The following is a 19,264-nucleotide window of genomic DNA, read 5'->3' as shown; positions in this document are numbered from 1 at the left end:
CCTCCACCTGCCGAGCACCACCGACGACCCACCATGACCGCGTCCCACATCGACCCGAAGCTATTGTTCGCCTGGCAAGCCGCGCATTCCATCGCTCGCGGTTCCCCGGTTCCCGTGCACGACCGCGGCGGCTTTCGCGTGGACACCCACTCGGAAAAGGAAGTGAAACGCTGGGTGTTCCCGGCGCTATGCGATGGCCTGCGCGAAATCGCCCACGACATTACGGCGCCACGGCATTACTTGAAGCTGTGCGGCAGCGACGAGGAGCTGCGAAGCGCACTGCCCGCCCGCTGGGAGATTCAGCCATCGAACTATCTGATGACGACGGCCGTGGCCGACCTCGACACGAAGCCTCTGCCGAACGGGTACAGGATGGAACTGCATCGAGCCGGGCCCGTCACCCGAGCCAGCGTCATCGCGCCGAACGGCGATCTGGCCGCAACCGGATCCGCGGCGGAAAGCGCAGAGGCCTTCATCTACGACCGAATCGAAACCGCGCAGGACCACCGCCGCAAAGGACTGGGCGTCGCGGTGATGGTTGCGCTTGGCAGCGCGAAGAGATCCCCTGCAACCCAGCAGCTCCTGGTCGCGACGGAAGACGGCCGCGGCCTGTATGCGAACCTGGGTTGGACGGTGCTCGCACCGTTCGCGGCTGCGACTATTCCGGAAGGCTGAAGCGATAGGCCGGCTGATCTTGCGGTCCGGGCATGCTCCGCTCCGGTAGAAACATGGGCTTACTGTGTCTCGTCCAGACAAGGCTGTTACCCCCTTGCAGCAGGCCCGTTGACAGCTTCCGAGCCGAAGCGGTCACTTGTTCCGCTAGAATTCGGGCGTTGCAGGACAAGCTGAGTAAGAATCGGGGGCGCAAACACCTCTGATTGAAGACCGCCGACCTACCGACAGGGCCATCATGAATCCGATTTCCAGGCGTGACTTTCCTAAGGCGCCAGGCGGCACTTCAGTTTCATCCTGCGGCCCTGCCATTACCTCTGCACACAATGGCCTCGCATCGGGAGAACTGGCTTTTTCGTCGGCAACCGAGCTGGCGCAACTGATTCAACGAAAACAAGTCAGTTCGTTCGAACTCACTCAGTACTACATCGAGCGCATCGAACGATTCGATAAAGCGCTGAACGCCGTCGTGGCGAGGGATTTCGACCGCGCACTGGAGGCGGCGAAGTCAGCCGACGAGTCGCTTGCCCGGGGGCAGCGATTGGGATCGCTGCACGGCGTGCCGATGACGATCAAAGAAGCCTTCGACGTGTCCGGATTGCCGACCACGTGGGGCGTGCCGGAGCAACGGGACAACCTCGCCCTGAACGACGCAACGGTCGTCGGGCACCTGAAGGCAGCCGGCGCCCATTTCATCGGGAAGACGAACGTCGCGCTGCGACTCGCGGACTGGCAGAGCTACAACGACGTTTACGGAACGACCAACAACCCCTGGGATACAGGGAGGTCGCCGGGCGGATCTTCCGGCGGATCGGCTGCCGCGCTGGCGGCCGGTTTGACCGGCTTGGAATTCGCCTCCGATATCGCGGGGTCGATCCGAAATCCGTCTCACTTCTGTGGCGTGTATGGACACAAACCCACGTATGGAATCGTTCCGACGCTGGGCCACAATCCCCTCGGCGTCGTATCTGCGCCGGATCTGAATGTCGTCGGGCCGATGGGGCGGAGCGCGGAGGATCTGGCGCTGGCGCTGGATGCCGTAGCGGGCCCTGACCGGTTCCGGGCGCCGGGCTGGAGACTGGTGCTTCCACCGCCGAAGGCGCGCACTTTACGAGGCTTGCGCGTTGCGATTTGGCCGAAGGAGGATTTCGTCCCCACCTCTGGCGAGATATCGGATCGCGTGCAACAAGTCGGAGAAGCTCTTGCCCGGGCTGGCGCGGTCGTTTCCGATCTGGCCCGTCCTGAACTCTCGCCACGGCAATCGCACAACACATACCTGAACCTGTTGGCATCGACAGGACTCGTCGACCTGCCCGATGAATACTATTCCGTTGCCCAGGCGGCGGCTGCAGGGTTCGATGCGAACGACGAATCGCCGTTAGCGGTAGTTACGCGCGCCCGCGTACTCGATCATCGAAGCTGGTCCGATCACGACGAAGCGCGTACCCGCTACCGCCTGCGGTGGCGCGCCTTCTTCAACGATTGGGATGTGGTGATATGCCCGGTTTCCGCAACCACGGCCTACGAACATGATCATCGGCCCAAGCTCGAGCGAGTTCTCGCCGTCGACACGGCACCGACCTCGCATTACGAGCATTACTTTTGGGTAGGCCTTGCGACCCTCGCATATTTGCCGAGCACTGCTTTCCCCTGCGGATTATCGAGCGACGGGCTGCCAATCGGCCTGCAGATCATCGGTCCGGAGTATGGCGACCGGACCACGATCGAAGTGGCCCGACTGATCGCACAAGAGCTTGGCGGTTTTCAGGCGCCGCCCGGTTTCGGGGCTTAACACCCACGGCCGAGCGTCTGCATTTGGCCGGAAGCAGACCGCCGCTCCGGACCGCAGGCCCACCCCGAACCGAACCTTCACCCGGCTTGCGGCTTGGCGGCGTTGACCGCCCATTGCGCGGCGAAGGCACGCTGGTAGGCGGGCCGCGCTTCGCCGCGGGCGACGTAGGCGGCCAGGCGTGGAAATTCGTCCAGGATGCCCGACGGTCGCAGCCTGAGCAGCACCGACACCATCATCAGGTCGCCTGCGCTGAATGCACCGTCGAGCCAGTCGGCATCGCCCAGGCGGGCCGCAAGCTGCACCAGCCGATGGCGAATGCGATCTTCGACCAAGGGCAGGCGCTCTCTAGCCCAGGGCCGGTCACCTTCCTGGAACTTGGCGACGACGAGGTCGAGGATCGGCGGTTCCACGGTGTTGAGCGCGGCGAACATCCAGGCGATGGCACGCGCCCGCGCGTTGGCGTCGCCCGGCAACAGCCCCGGGTGGCTTTGCGCGAGGTGCAAGACGATCGCGCCCGTTTCGAACAGGGCGAGATCGCCTTCCTCGTAGGTGGGAATCTGGCCGAAGGGCTGCAGGCGCAGGTGCGCGGGTTCCTTCATCGCAGCGAACGAAACCAGGCGGGCCTCGTAGGCTTGGCCCGTTTCTTCCAGTGCCCAACGCACGCGCGTGTCGCGCGCCAGCCCCTTGCCGCCGTCGGGCGACCGTTCAAAGGCGGTAATGAAAATGGTCATCGTGACGCGCTCCTGCTGAGCCGGTTGCGGGTTGTCCGCTGCATACACGACGAACGGCCGGAGCGGAATTCGACAGCCGCCGGAAGCATGCGCATGAGCGCGCACCCGCATCCGTGTCCGAGACGGGCACGGGTGGAGTGAGCCGGATTCGGTTTCATTCGGGGCAGGCCTTCCGCCCACCCTCGCGCAAAGAATACGCCGCACGATGCCGCCGCTTCGCGCCGCCCTGCGCGCGAAGCGGCGGGTTCGAGGGCCGCGCTGCGGTGCTCAGGGTTTACGTTGACCGCTCCACGATTTGCTCACGATCATCCATTTCCCGTCGATCTTCGACAACGCAAGGTAGTCCAGTCCCTTCCACGCGGGATAATCCAGCGTCACTTTGACGACCGCAGCGTGTTCGGTCACATCCACGATTTCGTAGCTGCGTTTGCGCTGGGCCTCGTCGTCGGCCGGCTTGCCCTGGAATCCTTTCGCCCATTCTTCCGCGGTTTGCGCGACCACCTGGCCTTTGGATGTCGAGTAGCCGAGCACCACACCGTCCTTTCTGAGCACTTCGAAAGCCAGATTGGCATCGCCGGTTTCGAAGGCGAGCATCATCTTTTTCATGGTTTGGTCCACCGCGTCATGCTCGCTGTTTTGCGCCATGACGGAGGTGGGAAGAACGAGGAAAGCTAGTGCGAGAACGAACGACCGGATCGAGATTTTCATGATTGTCCTGAGGTTTATCGAGTGCGTGAGGGTGGTCCGACTTCGCCTGGCGACGGCGATGCTCCGGAAGATCAGCGTTTAGATCAGCGTTTCGCCGCGCCGCTGCCTGGCTGTCGATCGGCCAGTTTGCGAAGGACATCGACCACGGCTTCCGCCACGGGCTTCGCGGACGCGTAGTTCTGGCCTGTCACCACCCTGCCGTCGACTTCGGCGTAAGGCTGGTTGCCATCGAGCGCATGGAAGGAGCCGCCGCGGGCTTCGACCGTTTTCCGGATCAGGAACGGGAACTCCTTGAAGTAGGCAGCGCCCTGATCTTCGTGTTCCTCGGGGAAACCGGTGATGCGTTTGCCCGCGACCAAGGCTTGGCCGTTGGAGAGCTTGAGGTTGACGATTCCAGCCGTGCCGTGACAGACGGCGGAAACCACCCCGCCATTGCGCTCATAAACATGCATGGCGATGTTCTGCAGGAGCGAATGCTCCGGCACGCCGTAGATGGCATTGCTGCCCCCGACGTAGTACACGGCGCGGTATCGGGCGGGGTCGACCTGCGCGGGTTTGGCGGTGTTCCGCAGCCCGTCCATGATGCGCCCGTCCTTCAGCCGAGGCTCCACCTCTTTGCTGACATAAGCGTCGAGGATCGGCACCGCCCCGCCGTCGGGCGAGACGAAGTCGACCGAATAGCCCGCGGCATGGAACGTATCCCACGCATGCACGACCTCGCCGAAGCTGATGCTGGCCGGCAAGGCCGATGCGCCGTGGACCTTGCTGCTGGCGAGGATGAAGAGAATGCGCCCAGGGTTGCCACCGGCGGGCTCCCGGCTGTCGGTCTTGGCGACGGATCGGGCCGTGCCCGTCGGCTCTGTCGGCGCCACGGTCGGCGAACGGTCGGCGGCCACCTGTCCGGCGATGGCATGCCCGGTAAAGGCCGGCCCGGTGAAAGCCTGCCCGGTGAAAGCATGGGCCGCATGGGCGCCGGAAACGCCGCCCAGCCAGGCGGACAGCATGAGCATCAGGATGCATTGGATGAAGCGTGGTAGGTGCATGAGCGCGAGCTCGTGGGAAGGAGCCCGCACACTACCCAATCTCTTTCAAATCAATCTCTTGCAATATCCTTCAGGAGTGCTGGAATCGCTTTTCGGAGTCGGCCTTGGTCGCGCGGAACGCCGCCGGCGTGCCCCCCTCCAACTTTTTGAATGCGCTGTGGAAGGTCGACATCGATTGGAAGCCGGCTTCTTCGGCCACGACTTCCAGCGGCTTCGGGGGGAGCTGCCGCAGCAGCGCCTTCGCCTCACCCACGCGCAGTTGCGCCAGGTATTGCTTGAACGTGGTCTGGTTGTTGTCGTTCAACAGCTGCGACAACCGGGTCTGGGGCACGCCGAGCCGGCGCGCGAGGCGAGGCAGCGTCAATGCGGGGTCCAGATACAAGCGCTCGCGCGCCATCAACTCGGCCAAGGCCTGCAACTGCACGGAGGCCTCGGACTCCGGAATCCGCCGATCCTGATAGGGCTCGATCGGAGCCTGACCGGACCGCAGGCGCAGGTAGATCAGGACGCTCGCCGCCAGGACGAAAGTAAACGACAGCGCGCCGACGATGTAGGAGGTATAGCCGGAGGTGTAGTAGGCGATCCAGATCAACCAGATGCCGCCCACCGCCCCCAGCAACAACGGGCCGGATGGCGTCCCCGAAAGCCGCGTGCGATGCAGGTACACCTGCGCGGTGGCGAGCAGGAGGTAGCCCAGCCACGAGTAGGTGATAGCCGGCGCGACGACCTGTCGCCACAAGTCGATGTGGCTGGCATAGGGCAGGAACAGGTTCACGGCGGCGGCTACGGCCAACAGCCCGGCGATATGCCGACGGTCGGCCTGCCCGGGGCCGGGGCTATCGCCCTGGCTGGAGCGGACCAGAAAGAACAGGCAGGGCCCGATCATGAAACAGGCGGTCAGGCCGAGCTGGAGAACGATCTTGGGAATGTCGGGCCAAAAATAAAAGGCAACGGATTTTCCCGTCCGCACACTGACCGCCAGGACCAGCAGCGATAGCCAACGCTGTGTGGGTTCGCCCTTGGCCCGCCACCAGAGAAACGACGCCGCGCCGATGCCGTTGAAGGCGCCGAGCATGGCGAAGAAGAACAGGAAATGCTGGCTCAGCATGATCGGCGCATCGAAAGATCGGTTTTGGTCGAGTCGCGACCGCAGGGCGAGACGGCGGCGCGCGCTTGCGGCGAACAGGCGGGAACATGCTTACATCGCCTCGATCCGGTGCCCGGCCTTATGCGCCTCGACGAGGGTACGCAATGGTACACATTTGCCCATCGCCCTTCCGGGGCGCGGTTCTGGCGAGGCGCCGCTGGCGATCACCTAGCGCAGGGTCCGTTTCCTGTGCTTCGCCGCCTTAGCCCATGAGCTTTTACGTCGGCCGGTCATGTCGGTGCATGCGAGCGGGTCGTGGACGCACAACCGTCCGGATGCGGCCGTCGAACCTGGCCGGGCGACGAATCGGCTCGACTTCCGGATAGTGCCGGCAATCCACGACCTTGAACGTCGGCATGCCGAAGCCGTAACGCAGCCGCCCGAGCTTGACAGCCCGCGCCGCGGGAACCGAGCATCCGACATCGGCCCGCGGGGCAATCAGCATCGGACGCTGCCATGAAAGTCGTTTACCTCTGCGTCGGCCTGGCCCTGCTTTGCGGATGCGCCAGCATCGATTCCCGGCTGTCGTACAAGCACTGCAAGGCCGGCACCCCGGTCGATTGCGAACCGCACCAGTTCGCGGCCGCCAGCGAATCGGTTCTGCGTACGAACGGCCCCTCCGTAGCGATCGACTGCCCTACGCATTTCTACTCGCCCCCGGAAGAGGAGATTCGCCCGGAGTGCGTCGCACTGGTCGAAGCTGCGCTGACCCTGCTGAACCATCGCCTTGCCGATCGACTGAGCCCTGTCGAGACCTCCCAGATTCAATACCAGTATCACGGCGGTTGTTACGACACCTTCATTTCCGGCCGCGAACAGGCCGATTGCTATAGCGTGATCCGCGCGACCGTGCCGATGAGGTGGCATGAAGCGACTAAGCCTGCCCCAGAGGCCCATGATTGATGGACAGTACGTCGCAAGCACCACGAGAAGATTTGCTCGCATCCTTCTTCAGGATATTTCCCGGGTTCCAGGATCACTGGCACCTTGATCGGGAAGATGAGGAGTGGCCAAGCACATCGCTCCATTCGGTGTACCTTTCGTTCCTGCCGTACGTGTCGGCAGCAAATCCGTCTCAAAAGCAGCTCAAACATTTAGCCGTGCTTGTCGATCGCGCTGTTTCAATGGGAGGGGATTCGGAGAATGCCGTGTCGACCTGTTTTCTCGAACATCTGGGCCAGACAGGCCTGTTACGGGCATTACGGCCGTTGTTGAATCCCGAGGCTCGATCCAGGCTGATGGCCTGATGGCTCATTCAAGCCAATCCGGATCGAACACAAGCTCCAGCCGACCATGAATACGATCAGATTTCTCAAGATACTTTCGTCCGTCGCACTCCTTCCAGGCATAGCCGCACTCATCGTCGCGGTCTCTTCAGACCCTCTGAACGGATTCTCCGCCTGGTGCGTGGCGCACTGGTGGCAACTGTTTATCATCTGCGCGGCGCTTCACTATCTGCTGAGACTGGCCGCATTCTTCTTAGGCAGACGGGCGGCTTCCGGTTGACGGGGAGGATTGCCTGGATTCCAGGCGACGTATCGGGCAGCGCCTGCATTGCGAGCGAATCCCCGTGCCGATACCGAGCAGATCTCTAATCTCATCGTAATGGATAGCCAAATGGCTCATCACTACAAACGTCGTTGGGAGGAACCAAGAGGGGACGGCTTCGACTCCTGGGGCGCATCCTGGTTTCTCTTCGAGACCGGCGACGACTTCTGGCCACAACGACAGATGGAAATCTACGATGGCGGACAGGTACTTCGCTACCACCTGGATCATATCGAAGACACTTACGGCCAACTGAGCGAAGCGCCGCTTGACCCTCTGGAGTTCGAGCCGTTTCGAATTACCCAGGAAGAGTTCGAACGGCTGTGGTCAAGTAACGACCAGATCAACGCTCGCTGACTGTCTTGTAGGATCGCCTAAGCCGGACTTACCACTGCATCGAAATATGTGATGTAAACCTGAGCTCGACTTATCGAACCGACACGGTAAAGCGCAAACAGCAATCCGGATTCAGGTATTGATCAAATCATACGCGGGCCATTGCTTCGAGCTTGCTCTTGATTCTGACTCTGAGTCTCCGCCAGGCGCTGATTCTCGACATCGAGTTTCTGCAGGGACTCGGCGATGGGCGTTTGTTCGGCAGTCGCTACCGAGACTAGAGCGCGCTTATGCGCAGGGTCGCGCAAATCGCCCTCCACGACAAAGTAGGTTTCGCCCGGGTTGGCGCCGACGCTGGGTACCACATGATCGACCCGATTCAGGCCGGCTTGCTTCGCCGCTACGAGCAGGCCGAGAGCAATCCGTTCGCCACCTTCGTCGGACGACCTGCCCTGCTGCTGATGCAACGTCGTCACGCCATCCTTTATTTTCTCGTACATCGCATGGTCGGCATGGCCCGGCTGACGCGGATCGGAAACCACCTTTTCAGGGCGCGCGGGCCCGGTTGTATCGCCGAACTGGTACGGAAGCTCACGGCCATTCTCTACAGCTTTCTGAAACAGCCTCACGATGCGCGCCATATCGTGTCGGTCGCTGGCATCTCCAGCTACGTTCGCGGCGTTCGCGATGCCGGAGATCCAGCGTTCGTTGACTCCATATGCCATGCCTGCCGCCTTGCCTAGCAATGGGGTCTCGGATATCGCACCGCCGACGAGACCTACGGCCCAGACCGCATGGGATTTGATGCCCTCGCGGCCCACGAGACTAGAGATCGACATCTTGTTTCCTATGTGATCGCCACTCTTGTGCGATACGACACTATTGTTGACGGTGTAGTTCAAGAAACTCTGCTGCTGTACGACCCCATACTGGTATTCGGGTGCGCCTGCAGGCGTTATGTCGTGCTTCTTGAGCCAGTCCCTATAGTCTTTGGATTCAATGACGTTGACGGCGCCGGGCGCGTCGAAAGTTCTCCCACCCCAGCCGAACGTGTAGGCAACCAGTTGGGCGTGAGCCCCACCGAGCGAATGCCCGGTCACCTCGATCATGTGGTCTGCGCCATACTTCTTGTGGATATCCAACGCGTAATCAAGAGCCTCCTCGAACTGAGGATTCCAGGCACCTATTAGTGCTACCTGCGCCTTGGCCGCTTGACCTTTGGTCGCCTCCGTCGCCGGGCCGGGCAAGCCGGCGGTTCCAAGAAGATCACCATCGGCGGCGAGCACTCGATTCGGACCAATCCAATCTGCCAGCTCATCGCTGCCACGGAAAGCGATCGCGAGACGACGCCCCTCCGTGGTTTCCTTCTCGAAGACAGCAGCCGTGAAACCTGATTTGCGGTCATCGCGGAAGTTCAAGCCTTCTCGCTCTTCATTCGCCCCCAATAGGGACCAGTTCGTAGGCAGTTGGTATTCCTTCCGACCGAGGCCACTCTTCGCGATGATGAGTTCATCTTGGGCCCCATAAACGGCATCGGCCATCATCGACAGGTCCGCATCCTCGCTTAGATCGAACTTGGCGGGTGGATACAGCGAAGGTCTACTGCTCATCGCACTAACTCCTTGTGACTCACTTCCCGGTCGGATCCGCTTCCGACTCCAAATCGTAGAAGTCGACCCTGACTGTCTTCTGGCCGGACCTGAGACGATGACTTTCCTTGTAGGCGCCCTTGACCGAACTTTCCGATGCGCAAAACAACCGCGGCACCGTGTCTTGCTTAATCCCGGGCATGGGCTTGTCGTATAGAAATTTGACGCAAGGGACAATTACCGGTGCGTCCAATGCGTTCTGCTTCTGCGGGCAATCGTCCTGCCCTGTACCGTCGCAGCCCTGCGCGTCCGCTTTAGCGCCATACAGATAGCCACTTACGAGATCTTCCACCACTGTTTCATCGCTCGCATTGCCGTCCTTGATGACTGCCGCCCCAACTGACTGGAAACGCCAATTGCAGACACCGGGCAAGTACTTGTCGATGGCCACTTGCGCCTGGAAAGACTCGCCCTGACGAGTTACATCGAGGATTTCCTGACGATAGTTCGGACCGCCGCCCCATTTAGCGGCAGGGTGAGAGAAGCAGGATGGATCCTTGGCATCGGTCAGGTAATTAACGAACAGCTTCGTGGTGAGGGACTTCGGTATCCGCCCCGATAGTTGAAGAACATGGATCGGCCTGGGATTTATAGCGGGCGCGATGTCTGGACTCCCAGACATATCCGCGTTGCCATCGCGAGATTGGCAACCACCCAGAGCAGGAATCAATGACATGCCAAGGATTGGCATCACCAGCACTAGATAAGCTCGCAATGGTCGCTCCTTTTCATCGTCATATTCCTGTATGCACGAGTTGCCTACAAAATTCTGCCCCTCGCCTGCGTTGTTCTACACAGGGGCCAAAGCCAAAGCTTTTGGCGTAACGAGTAACGTTGGCAGCGCTTACAAAGGATTTTTCCTTGTGTCGATTCGATGCATCGTTATCGCGGGTCTGGCTTCCGGACCGTTCTGCAATGTGCTTGGCAGTGTGGCCGATGATGCAGGGCTCCTGTGATCCAGACTAGCAGCAGGCCGTTTGAGGCGGCTATAGGAAAAGTCCGATCGGCTGTAGACATTTGCTGCATGCGTGTAGACGAATGGCCACGGTAGGGAGACAGGTCGGCGCGGCTGGGAGTGACGAGGCGAGATGGGTCGGGCTTGGTCGCGGCTTACGCCGCTCCTACATTCGGTAGCACCGGAGGTTGCGGCGCGAACTTTAGGTTGCGCGGTCGCGGCTTGCGCCGCTCCTACCCTGGGCGATGCTGAGAGTTGCGATGCGAGGTTGCAGGATCGCGGTCGCGGCTTACGCCGCTCCTACATTCGGCAGCACCGGAGGTTGCGGCGCGAACTTTAGGTTGCGCGGTCGCGGCTTGCGCCGCTCCTACCCTGGGCGATGCTGAGAGTTGCGATGCGAGGTTGCGGGATCGCGGTCGCGGCTTGCGCCGCTCCTACCCTTTGGGCCACCGGGGTCATGAGGCGAAGCTGGCAGGATGCAGTCGAGGTGTGCTGCGGAGCACGCTCAGTCGAGCAAGCCCTTGCGCAGGGCGTAGCGGACCAACTCGGCGGTGTTGCGGACGTCGAGCTTGTCGAGCACGCGGGCGCGGTGGTTTTCGGCGGTCTTGGCGCTGATGTCGAGCTTGCGGGCGATCTCTTTGGTGGTCAGGCCTTCGGCGATCAGATGGAACACTTCGCGTTCGCGCGGGGTGAGGCGGCCGTAAGGGTCTTCGACGGTGCGCTCGGGATGACGCATCTGCTCGGCCATGGCCTTGGCCGCCTGCGGGCCGAAATAGCTGCGGCCGGCATGCAGGCTGCGCACGGCGGCAAGCAGTTCCGAGGCGGCGCTGTCTTTGACCAGGTAACCGGAAGCGCCGGCGCGCACCGCTTGCAGTACGTACTCGTCTTCCTGGTGCATGGTCAGCACCAGCACGCGGGTGTCGGGCAGGGCTTCGCGCAAACGCCGCACGACTTCGATGCCGTTGAGGCGCGGCATCGAGATGTCGGCGACGACGATGTCGGGGCGCGTGGCGATGGCCTGGGTGACGGTCTCCAGGCCGTCGGACGCCTGGGCCACGACTTCGATCGCGCCGTCGGCCTGCAACAGGCTGACGAGACTCTCGCGTACGAGAGTGTGGTCGTCTGCGATCAGAACCCGGATAGTGAAACTCGCCATGCGGGCAAGGTGCGCGCCGGCTTCGCCGCCGTCAAGCCTCAGGCGTCGGCGACGGGCGGCAACGGCAGCACGGCGCGCAAGCGCGTGCCTTCGCCGGGCACGGAATGGATTTCGAGTTTGCCGTCGTACAGGCGCAGACGCTCGCGCATGCCGCCGAGGCCGCAGCCGCCGGACGCGGCCACCGCGTCGGGGTTGTAACCGCAACCGTCGTCGACGACTTGCAACTGCAGCAAGCCGCCGCGCGCGACGAGACGCAAAAGCACATTCCGTGCCTGCGCATGTTTGGCGGCGTTGTTGATCGCCTCCTGGGCGACGCGGAACAGCAGCGTCTGCAGATCGCCGTCGAGCGCGGGCAGCGCTTCGATCTCGATCGCGACGTCCATGCCGCTGGCTTCGCTCTGGCTGCGCGCCAACCAGCGCAGCGCCGGTTCCAGGCCGAGGTCGTCGAGGATCGGCGGACGCAGCAGACGCGAGAGTTCGCGAGTGTCTTCGAGCGTGTCGGCGCACAGCGCGATCGCCGTTTCCAGTCGCGCGCGTTGCTCGGCTGACAAGCCGTCGCCAAGTTGGACCAGGCGGTGCTTGAGGGCGGTGAGGTTTTGGCCGATGCCATCGTGCAGTTCGCGCGCGAGGCGGCGGCGCTCGTCTTCCTGCACTCGCCACACCGAGCGGCCGAGCCGGCGGAACTCGCGTTCGTTGGCTTCCAGGCGTTGCAGCAGGCTGCGGTATTGATCGCGGATGCGTTCCAGCGACAGGTCTGGCTCTGTGGGGTCGGAGCGGCTCATGGCGCCTCCTTGCCTGACGGTGTTTCGATGCGGTCGAAACCGGCGCGCAGGGCCGGCGGCAATCCGTCGCGCAGGGTCTTCAGTGCGGCATCGGCCTTGTTGCGGGCGCTGCGTTCGCCGGCGACGTCGCCGGTCGCGGCGTAGGCGCTCGCGCCGAGGAGATGCAGCGCTTGGGCGCGATGGAAGTCGCCGTCGCGCAGGCGCTGCACGGCTTCGCGGTAATGGCCCAGGGCAAGCGCGGGATTGCGTGCGGCCAGGGCCTGCCGCATCGCCAGCTCCAGCCAGGCCAGCCGCAAGCCGGCGTGGCCGAGGCCGGCGGTGGCACGGTCGAGCGAGGGATCGACGCGTTCATTGCGGGCCTGCTCCAGCGCGATCTGCAGTTGCAACTGACGCACGCCGGAGGCCTCGGCGAGTTGCCGGGCCTGGCGCAAGGCGGGGCCGGCCTGCGCCGCGCGTTGCCCGCGCGCTGCCAACTGCGCTTGCAGCAGATAGGCGATCGCGCGTTGTTCGCTGGACGCTTGTGCGAGCGGCTTGGCTTGCTCGTCGAGCAAACGCCGGGCCTCGGCCAGGGCCTGCGCTTCCATCAGGGCTTGGACGCGCAGCAGGTCGACATCGACCTGGCCGCGCGCGTCTTCGCGTTGCCGGAACAGCTCGCCGGCCTGGCGCGCCTGCTCGATCGCCGCAGCGTAATGGCCTTGCAGCAGTTCCAACTCGGCGAGGTTGCGGCGGCTCACCGCGACCTCTTCCAACATCTGCTGCTGTTCGGCCGCGCTCAAGGAATGCTGCAGCAGGCGACGCGCCTCGCCCCACTGACCGCGCGCCGTCGCAAGCAGGCCGAGATTCTGTTCGGTGCGGATGCGCCCGGTCTGTTCGCCGAGCGCGGCGTAAGCCTCGGCGGCCTGCTGCCAGTACACCTGGGCGTCGTCGTAGGCGCCGAGTTGATAGTCGGCGAAGCCGATGTTGTTGAGCGCCTGCGCGGTGCCGTGCGGGTCCTCCACCTGACGCCAGGCCTGCAAGGCGCGACGGAACGCGTCGAGCGCGCCGGGGTAGTCGCCGCGCTCCTCGGCCAGTAGGCCGAGTTCGTTCTCGACCGCAGCCAAGCCGGCGCGATCGTCGAGCTCGACGTGCAGCGCGCGCGCCTGCGCCAACGCGGCAGCGGCCTCGTCGAACTTGCCGGTGGTGGCGAGTACGTTGGCGAGGTTGCGCAGGCTGGTCGCCACGCCGCGGCGGTTGCCGAGCGCACGCCGCAGCTCCACCGCCTTGCGATATTGCTCGGCGGCATCGGCCGACTGGCCGAGACGGCCGTAGCCGACGCCGAGCGCGTTGACCGTTTCGGCTTCGCCGCCGAGGTTGCGGCTGCGCTTGAACAAGACCAGCGCGCGCACGAGGTAATCGTCGACCGCGCGCCGCGCCTGCCCCTGCAGGATCGAAAACTTGCCGAGTTCGAACCACACCCGCGGGTCGTCGCCGTCGCGCTCGGCCAGACGCAGCAAGGCGGCGACCGCGGCCTTGAAATCGCCACCGGCGCCGAGGCCGCGGGCAAGATTGAGTTCGGCGTAGGTGTCGTCCGGGGTCTTGGCCAGCCACTCGCGCCAGGCCGCGACGGCCTTGGGCGGGTCCCCTTGCAGCAGGGCATGTTCGGCATCGAGACGGCGCCGCAATCGTTCGCCGATGCCGGCCACGGCCTGGCCGCGTTCGATCGCTTCGAAGGCGGCGTCCTGCTCGCCGATGGCGAGGGCGGCTTCGCCCTGCGCGAGCCAGGCCATGGCGTAGTCGGGCGCGGCGGCGGTGGCGAGGCCGAACTGGGTCAGCGCATCGCTCAAGCGGCCTTGGCGACGCACCAGCAGGCCGGCGCCATAGGCATCGAGCGCCTTGCCCGTATCGGGCAAGGCCAGCGCGATCGCCGACGGCAAGGCCAGCGCGCGCACGGTGTCCGGCTTCGCCGCCCAGGCCTGCAAGGCCGCACTCGGGTCGGCGGCGAGCGGCCCGGCGAGGGTCTGCGCCGGGGCGCCGGCGACACGCAGTTCGGCGTCGATGCGCCAACGGCCGTCGCGCTCGACCAAGCGCGGCTGCAACACGCGCCGCGCCGCGGCGAGCCGGCTCAGGGCCGCACTATCGGGTAAGGCGTTGCCGGTCGGGTCGAGTTGCCGCAGCGCCTGCACGGTGCGTTCTTCATCGACCACGGCGACACCGGGCGATGCCGCGAGCGCATCGCGCAAGTGCGAACCCAGGCCGGCCAGCAGCGGCGCCAACGCATCGTCGCCGGCATGGCGCATCGGCAGGACCAGCAGACGGTCCAGGGGCGCCGAGGCCACCTGCACCGGCGCACTGTCGCGCTGCCACCACCACGCACCGGCGCCGGCGAACAAGGCCAGTGCGGCGGCCGCGGCCAGCCAGAGGGCGCGCGTGGAACGACCGCCTTCGCGATACCCGTCGCGAGGCACTTCTTTGGAGTCGAGCGCGGCGATCACCGCGGCCGCGTCCTTGAAGCGGTGCGCCGGTTGCGGCCTCAGCAGCTTGTCGACCAGGCGCGCGATCCAGGCCGGCAGTTCGGCGCGCAGCGCGGTCACCGGCGGCGGCGTGCGCAGCATGCGTTGCGCCAGCACTTCGCTGACCGTGCCGCCGGCGAACGGCAGCTTGCCGGTTAGCATTTCGTAGAGGATCAGGCCGAGCGCATACAGATCGCTGCGCGCATCGAGCGCTTCGCCGCGCGCCTGCTCCGGCGACAGATAGTCCGGCGTGCCGATCACCGCGCCGGACTGGGTCAGGCCGGTGCTGGCGAGCGAGCGCGCCACGCCGAAATCGCTGATGTAGGCATTGCCCTGCGCATCCAGCAGCACGTTGGCCGGCTTGAGGTCGCGGTGCACCACACCCTTGGCGTGCGCGGCGGCGAGGCCTTCGGCGAGTTGACGGGCGATGCGCAGGGCGCTGTCGACGGCGAACGGCCCGTCGCGGTCGAGGCGGCGGTCGAGCGATTCGCCGTCGACGAAATCCATGCTGATCAGCCACCGGCCTTCGTGCTGCGCCAGATCGTGGATACGCACGACGTGAGCGCTGGACACTTGCCGCGCCAGCAACAATTCCTGACGGAAGCGTTCGAACGCATCCGGGCGATGCATCAGTTCCGGGCGCAGCAGTTTCAGCGCGACCTGGATGTCCAGGGCGAGGTCGGTGGCGCGATAGACCACGCCCATGCCGCCGACGCCGAGCATCGACTCGATGCGGAAGCGCCCGGCCAACACGCTGCCCGGCGGCAGATCGGCGTGGTGATAAAGACCGGTGGCGGTCGCGTCGTGCCCGGCACCGCCGGAGGCGCTCATCCCGCCTCCCCGAACTGGGCGGCGACGATGCGCTCCCACTGCGGCGCGGCCGGCTGGGCATCGAGCCATTCGCTGGTGCGGCGCACGGCGATCCATACCGCCGCGCCTTCGGCGAAGGCTTCGAGCAATTCCAGGTCGAGGGTGGTGATCGCCGGCCCCGGGCGCACGCGATCGGCGTACAGCACGCCGAGGGTTTGTTCGCCGTCGAGCAGCGGCAGGCACACCAGGGTGTTGATGCCGGCCGCGACCACCGAGGCGCGCGTCGCCAGCCAAGCTTCGCTGCGGACGTCGTTGGCGACGACCGCGCGGCGTTGCTGCAAAGCCCGCCGCACCGCGCCGACGCTGCCGGAGAATTCGCGTGCGCCGAGCCGGCCCGGGTCGAGCGCCAGGCTGCTGTGCACCTTATAGCCGTCACCGTCGCCGGCTTCGAACAGGACGAACCCGCGCTCGCATTGGGCCAGGTCCAACACCGCGCGCAGGCTGCCGTCGAGCAGGTCGTCGAGCCGGGTCAGGCCTTGCAGCCGCATGGTATGTGCGGTGGCCGCGGCGCGGCGCAGCGACTGGCCCTGTTCGCCGGCGGCGATCTCGGCGGCGCTGAGCGGCGCAAATTCGCAATGCACGTCGCCGAAGCGCAGCCAGTACGGCTCGCTCATGACCAATTCGTCGACCGCGAGGCCGTCGACGAAACTGCCGTTCTTGCTGCCGAGGTCGCGCAGGCGCCAGCCGTCGGCTTCGCCGCGCAGCTCGGCGTGCCGGCGCGAGATCGAAGGGTGCGCGATGACCAGGTCGCAATCGGGCGCGCGGCCGATGCTCAACGCGTCGCCCGGCCGCAAGGACCGGACGACCGCAGCGTGATCTGGCGGATAGGCGATCAGGCGCGCCTGCATCGGATCATCTTAGCGTCGCCGATGCGGGAAAGGCAGGCGCGACGGCGCAAAGCGCAAGCCGCCGATGACGCGGTGTGCTTATTGGCCGAAGTCGCGCAGGTAGGCGACGCTGAACTTCAGCGTCGCGGCCCCCGCGATCAGTTCGCCGGCATGGTTGTCGAGGTCGCGGGCGGCGCGCCACTGGTCGGCCAGCGGACTGCCGGCACGGGCGACGGCGCGGGCGCGGAACGCATCCAGCGCCGCGATCGCATCGGCGTACTCGGCCGCGGCCACGGCGGTGGCGACGGTGTCGAGCCAGGCATCGAACGCCGGCTGCTCGGCCAAGGGCAATTGATCGACGCGGGCGCGCAGCCAGGCGATCTTCTGGGCGATCACGCTGCCGGTGGCGCGAAGGTCCGACAGCACCAGGAACTGCGAGAAACCGCCGGTGGTGCCGCGCGAGCGCACGCTGCCGGGGGCGATTTCGTCGGAGATGTCGCGGAAGTTGCCGCCCAGCGAGGCCTTGAACAAACGATACGAGCTGCCCGCGCTATAGCTCAGCGCATGGGTATGCACCTCGACCCGCACGCTGCGGCGGAAGCTGAGCCCGCCGAGCGTCGGCGGCTCGATGGTGATCAGCAGCGGAAAGGCCGGGTCGAGCGGGGTCAGGCCGAGGCCAGGCAGGCGCGCGAGCAGAGCGCTGTCGCTGAGGCTGACCAACTGGGCGCTGACCCCCAGGCTGGACGCCTGCAGGCCGCTGGCGTCGTCGAAGGTCAGGGTGAGGTCGGCGACCGGCTGGGCGGGATCGCCGACCACGATGGTGGCAGTGTTGCCGGAAGCGTTGACGGTGACCGGCAGCGATTGCGCCGATGCGACCGCGCTGGATACGAATAGGGCGGCGGCTGCCAGCAGCCTCGACGCCAACGCCAACTTCCCCATCGCTTACTCCGGCGTACGACCACGCGGAGAGGCAGGCTAAACCGAAATGTGACGTGTGTCTCTAGGGGATTTCACTCAGCGCCCTTCCCGGGAAGCTGACTGGGGGTTTTTCGCGCTTGCCGCTGAAGGAAACCCCGGATGCCCCGACCGCCCCGGCCGGCTCATGTTCGGCCAACACGGCCATCGGGTCATTAGGGAGTCTTCGCTCGCATGAATCGCACTCGTCGCAAGGCACTGAAACTGTCCGCCCTGTCTTTGGGCCTGCTGAGCAGCGGCCTGGCCCTGGCCGAGGCCCGGCTCGATCCGCAACTGCTGTCGAAGCTGAATTCGGCGGCCACTAACGAGCCGCTGCAGATCGTAGTCAGCTACAAACAAACCGGCCCGGTCACGACCGGCCAGGTCGCCGCTCTGCAGGCGCTCGGCATCGCCAAGGGCATCCGCATGCGCAGCCTGCCGATCGCCGGCGCCCTGGCGACCACGGCGCAAATCCGCGCCCTCGCGCAGCGCGACGATGTCGCCGCGATCCATTTCAACCGCAGCCTGCGCTACTACAACGCCGACGCGCGGCGTCTGTCCGGCGTCGACCGCCTGCAGGCGGCGCCCTCGCTCGGCTACACCGGGCGCGGCGTCACCGTGATGGTCAACGATTCCGGCATCGACGCCACTCACGACGACCTGAAGTTCGGCAGTCACGTGGTCGAGAACGTGCAAGCGCTGACCAACCTGGCTTCGGTGACCGGTTTCGGCCCGGCGACGTACCTGGAAGGCCAACTCAATACCGACCTCAGCTCCGGCCACGGCACCCATTGCGCCGGCAGCGTCGGCGGCAGCGGCGCGCGTTCGGGCGGCCAGCAACGCGGCGTCGCCCCGGCCGCCGACCTGGTCGGCTACGGCTCCGGTGCGGTGATCTCGATCCTCGATGCAGTCGGCGGTTTCGACTACGCGATCGCCAAGCAGCATGCGTTCAATTCGCCGATCAAGGTGATTTCCAATTCCTGGGGCAGCAGCGGCGCTTTCGATCCCACCGACCCGGTCAACCTTGCCAGCTATGCGGCATACAAGAAGGGCATCGTCAGCGTGTTCGCCGCCGGCAACGACGGTCCGGCCGAAAATACCCACAACCCTTACGCGCAGGCGCCGTGGGTGATCTCGGTGGGCGCCGGCGAAAAGGACGGCACGCTGGCCGACTTCTCCTCGCGCGGCCAGCGCGGCGAAAGCGCCAGCTTCACCATGAGCGACGGCTCGCACTGGACCTACGTCAACCAGCCGAGCCTGGTCGCGACCGGCGTCGATGTCGTGTCCGCGCGCGCCTTGACCGGCGCCTTGCCCTTGTTGGCGACGCCGCAGGATGCCGCCCTCGGCCTGCAGGCGCCGTTCTACACCCACATGAGCGGCACCTCGATGGCGACGCCGCATGTCGCCGGCATCGTCGCGCTGCTGTTCGAGGCCAACCCCGGGCTGAGCCCGCTCGAGGTCAAGCAGGTGCTGCAGTCCACCGCCGACCCGATGGTCGGACGCCAGCCTTACGAGGTCGGCAGCGGTCATGTCGATGCCTACGAGGCGGCCGAGGTCGCGCAGGGGCTGTAAGCACGGCGGCAGGCCCCTGCCGCGGCCGCGCGG

General features: G+C 65.2%; 17 protein-coding genes. 6 read left to right on the top strand and 11 right to left on the bottom strand.

Annotated elements, in window-relative coordinates:
- Positions 1-33: 33 nt before the first annotated feature.
- Positions 34-675: a hypothetical protein gene (locus tag ACKN61_RS00960; RefSeq protein ID WP_408951895.1), complete on the top strand. Its 642-nt coding sequence runs from the start codon at positions 34-36 to the stop codon at positions 673-675.
- Positions 676-910: 235 nt separating this feature from the next.
- Entirely contained in the window at positions 911-2,464 is a 1,554-nt protein-coding gene (locus ACKN61_RS00955) for an amidase (RefSeq protein ID WP_408951894.1), read from the top strand.
- 77 nt (positions 2,465-2,541) lie between these two features.
- Here the strand turns inward: ACKN61_RS00955 and ACKN61_RS00950 are convergent, their stop codons facing one another.
- The 4 genes from ACKN61_RS00950 to ACKN61_RS00935 form a co-directional block, all read right to left on the bottom strand.
- The gene (locus ACKN61_RS00950) at positions 2,542-3,195 is read right to left on the bottom strand and encodes a glutathione S-transferase family protein (RefSeq protein WP_408953739.1); all 654 of its coding nucleotides are present in this window, start codon (positions 3,193-3,195) and stop codon (positions 2,542-2,544) included.
- A gap of 267 nt (positions 3,196-3,462) precedes the next feature.
- Positions 3,463-3,903, bottom strand: a complete 441-nt coding sequence (locus ACKN61_RS00945; protein WP_408951893.1) for a nuclear transport factor 2 family protein — start codon at positions 3,901-3,903, stop codon at positions 3,463-3,465.
- Between the two features lie 83 nt (positions 3,904-3,986).
- On the bottom strand, positions 3,987-4,913 hold the full coding sequence (locus ACKN61_RS00940; RefSeq protein ID WP_408951892.1) for a type 1 glutamine amidotransferase domain-containing protein: 927 nt from the start codon (positions 4,911-4,913) through the stop codon (positions 3,987-3,989).
- A gap of 103 nt (positions 4,914-5,016) precedes the next feature.
- Positions 5,017-6,054: a helix-turn-helix domain-containing protein gene (locus ACKN61_RS00935; protein ID WP_408951891.1), complete on the bottom strand. Its 1,038-nt coding sequence runs from the start codon at positions 6,052-6,054 to the stop codon at positions 5,017-5,019.
- 495 nt (positions 6,055-6,549) lie between these two features.
- Here ACKN61_RS00935 and ACKN61_RS00930 point away from each other — a divergent pair, with 495 nt between their 5' ends.
- The 3 genes from ACKN61_RS00930 (at position 6,550) to ACKN61_RS00920 (ending at position 7,998) form a co-directional block, all read left to right on the top strand.
- Positions 6,550-6,996, top strand: a complete 447-nt coding sequence (locus ACKN61_RS00930; protein ID WP_408951890.1) for a hypothetical protein — start codon at positions 6,550-6,552, stop codon at positions 6,994-6,996.
- Positions 6,996-7,340: a hypothetical protein gene (locus ACKN61_RS00925; protein WP_408951889.1), complete on the top strand. Its 345-nt coding sequence runs from the start codon at positions 6,996-6,998 to the stop codon at positions 7,338-7,340. Before ACKN61_RS00930 ends, ACKN61_RS00925 begins: the two co-directional genes overlap by 1 nt.
- A 370-nt stretch (positions 7,341-7,710) precedes the next feature.
- Positions 7,711-7,998: a hypothetical protein gene (locus ACKN61_RS00920; RefSeq protein WP_408951888.1), complete on the top strand. Its 288-nt coding sequence runs from the start codon at positions 7,711-7,713 to the stop codon at positions 7,996-7,998.
- A 122-nt stretch (positions 7,999-8,120) separates the two neighbouring features.
- Here ACKN61_RS00920 and ACKN61_RS00915 read toward each other — a convergent pair whose 3' ends face one another.
- From ACKN61_RS00915 to ACKN61_RS00885, 7 genes are all read right to left on the bottom strand, one after another.
- Positions 8,121-9,587, bottom strand: a complete 1,467-nt coding sequence (locus ACKN61_RS00915) for an XVIPCD domain-containing protein (RefSeq protein WP_408951887.1) — start codon at positions 9,585-9,587, stop codon at positions 8,121-8,123.
- 19 nt (positions 9,588-9,606) lie between these two features.
- Entirely contained in the window at positions 9,607-10,341 is a 735-nt protein-coding gene (locus tag ACKN61_RS00910) for a hypothetical protein (RefSeq protein WP_408951886.1), read from the bottom strand.
- A 745-nt stretch (positions 10,342-11,086) separates the two neighbouring features.
- Positions 11,087-11,737, bottom strand: coding sequence for a response regulator transcription factor (locus ACKN61_RS00905; RefSeq protein ID WP_057916175.1), 651 nt, complete (start codon positions 11,735-11,737; stop codon positions 11,087-11,089).
- Positions 11,738-11,775: 38 nt separating this feature from the next.
- Complete coding sequence (locus ACKN61_RS00900) at positions 11,776-12,519, bottom strand: sensor histidine kinase (RefSeq protein WP_408951885.1); 744 nt, start codon at positions 12,517-12,519, stop codon at positions 11,776-11,778.
- Positions 12,516-15,839 carry a protein kinase domain-containing protein gene (locus ACKN61_RS00895; protein WP_408951884.1) on the bottom strand — a complete coding sequence of 1,108 codons (3,324 nt, stop codon included), beginning with the start codon at positions 15,837-15,839 and terminating at the stop codon, positions 12,516-12,518. The genes ACKN61_RS00900 and ACKN61_RS00895 overlap by 4 nt, the downstream gene beginning before the upstream one ends.
- The gene (locus tag ACKN61_RS00890; protein WP_408951883.1) at positions 15,836-16,726 is read right to left on the bottom strand and encodes an FHA domain-containing protein; all 891 of its coding nucleotides are present in this window, start codon (positions 16,724-16,726) and stop codon (positions 15,836-15,838) included. Before ACKN61_RS00890 ends, ACKN61_RS00895 begins: the two co-directional genes overlap by 4 nt.
- 78 nt (positions 16,727-16,804) lie before the next feature.
- Complete coding sequence (locus ACKN61_RS00885; RefSeq protein ID WP_408951882.1) at positions 16,805-17,644, bottom strand: DUF6689 family protein; 840 nt, start codon at positions 17,642-17,644, stop codon at positions 16,805-16,807.
- A gap of 210 nt (positions 17,645-17,854) precedes the next feature.
- Here ACKN61_RS00885 and ACKN61_RS00880 point away from each other — a divergent pair, with 210 nt between their 5' ends.
- The gene (locus ACKN61_RS00880; protein ID WP_408951881.1) at positions 17,855-19,231 is read left to right on the top strand and encodes a S8 family peptidase; all 1,377 of its coding nucleotides are present in this window, start codon (positions 17,855-17,857) and stop codon (positions 19,229-19,231) included.
- The last annotated feature ends 33 nt before the right edge of the window (positions 19,232-19,264 follow it).

Source organism: Lysobacter sp. Hz25 (assembly GCF_046097045.1).
Classification (GTDB): domain Bacteria; phylum Pseudomonadota; class Gammaproteobacteria; order Xanthomonadales; family Xanthomonadaceae; genus Lysobacter; species Lysobacter antibioticus_B.
Note: the sequence above shows the minus strand (reverse complement) of the source record. Positions and strands in the feature narration are given on the sequence as shown.

Coding starts and splice junctions, on each gene's coding strand:
- ACKN61_RS00885 (WP_408951882.1), bottom strand. CDS start 17,644: ATGGGGAAGTTGGCGTTGGCGTCGAGGCTGCTGGCAGCCGCCGCCCTA.
- ACKN61_RS00960 (WP_408951895.1), top strand. CDS start 34: ATGACCGCGTCCCACATCGACCCGAAGCTATTGTTCGCCTGGCAAGCC.
- ACKN61_RS00915 (WP_408951887.1), bottom strand. CDS start 9,587: ATGAGCAGTAGACCTTCGCTGTATCCACCCGCCAAGTTCGATCTAAGC.
- ACKN61_RS00940 (WP_408951892.1), bottom strand. CDS start 4,913: ATGCTCATGCTGTCCGCCTGGCTGGGCGGCGTTTCCGGCGCCCATGCG.
- ACKN61_RS00890 (WP_408951883.1), bottom strand. CDS start 16,726: ATGCAGGCGCGCCTGATCGCCTATCCGCCAGATCACGCTGCGGTCGTC.
- ACKN61_RS00905 (WP_057916175.1), bottom strand. CDS start 11,737: ATGGCGAGTTTCACTATCCGGGTTCTGATCGCAGACGACCACACTCTC.
- ACKN61_RS00895 (WP_408951884.1), bottom strand. CDS start 15,839: ATGAGCGCCTCCGGCGGTGCCGGGCACGACGCGACCGCCACCGGTCTT.
- ACKN61_RS00880 (WP_408951881.1), top strand. CDS start 17,855: ATGAATCGCACTCGTCGCAAGGCACTGAAACTGTCCGCCCTGTCTTTG.
- ACKN61_RS00945 (WP_408951893.1), bottom strand. CDS start 3,903: ATGAAAATCTCGATCCGGTCGTTCGTTCTCGCACTAGCTTTCCTCGTT.
- ACKN61_RS00935 (WP_408951891.1), bottom strand. CDS start 6,054: ATGCTGAGCCAGCATTTCCTGTTCTTCTTCGCCATGCTCGGCGCCTTC.
- ACKN61_RS00950 (WP_408953739.1), bottom strand. CDS start 3,195: ATGACCATTTTCATTACCGCCTTTGAACGGTCGCCCGACGGCGGCAAG.
- ACKN61_RS00955 (WP_408951894.1), top strand. CDS start 911: ATGAATCCGATTTCCAGGCGTGACTTTCCTAAGGCGCCAGGCGGCACT.
- ACKN61_RS00930 (WP_408951890.1), top strand. CDS start 6,550: ATGAAAGTCGTTTACCTCTGCGTCGGCCTGGCCCTGCTTTGCGGATGC.
- ACKN61_RS00920 (WP_408951888.1), top strand. CDS start 7,711: ATGGCTCATCACTACAAACGTCGTTGGGAGGAACCAAGAGGGGACGGC.
- ACKN61_RS00925 (WP_408951889.1), top strand. CDS start 6,996: ATGGACAGTACGTCGCAAGCACCACGAGAAGATTTGCTCGCATCCTTC.
- ACKN61_RS00900 (WP_408951885.1), bottom strand. CDS start 12,519: ATGAGCCGCTCCGACCCCACAGAGCCAGACCTGTCGCTGGAACGCATC.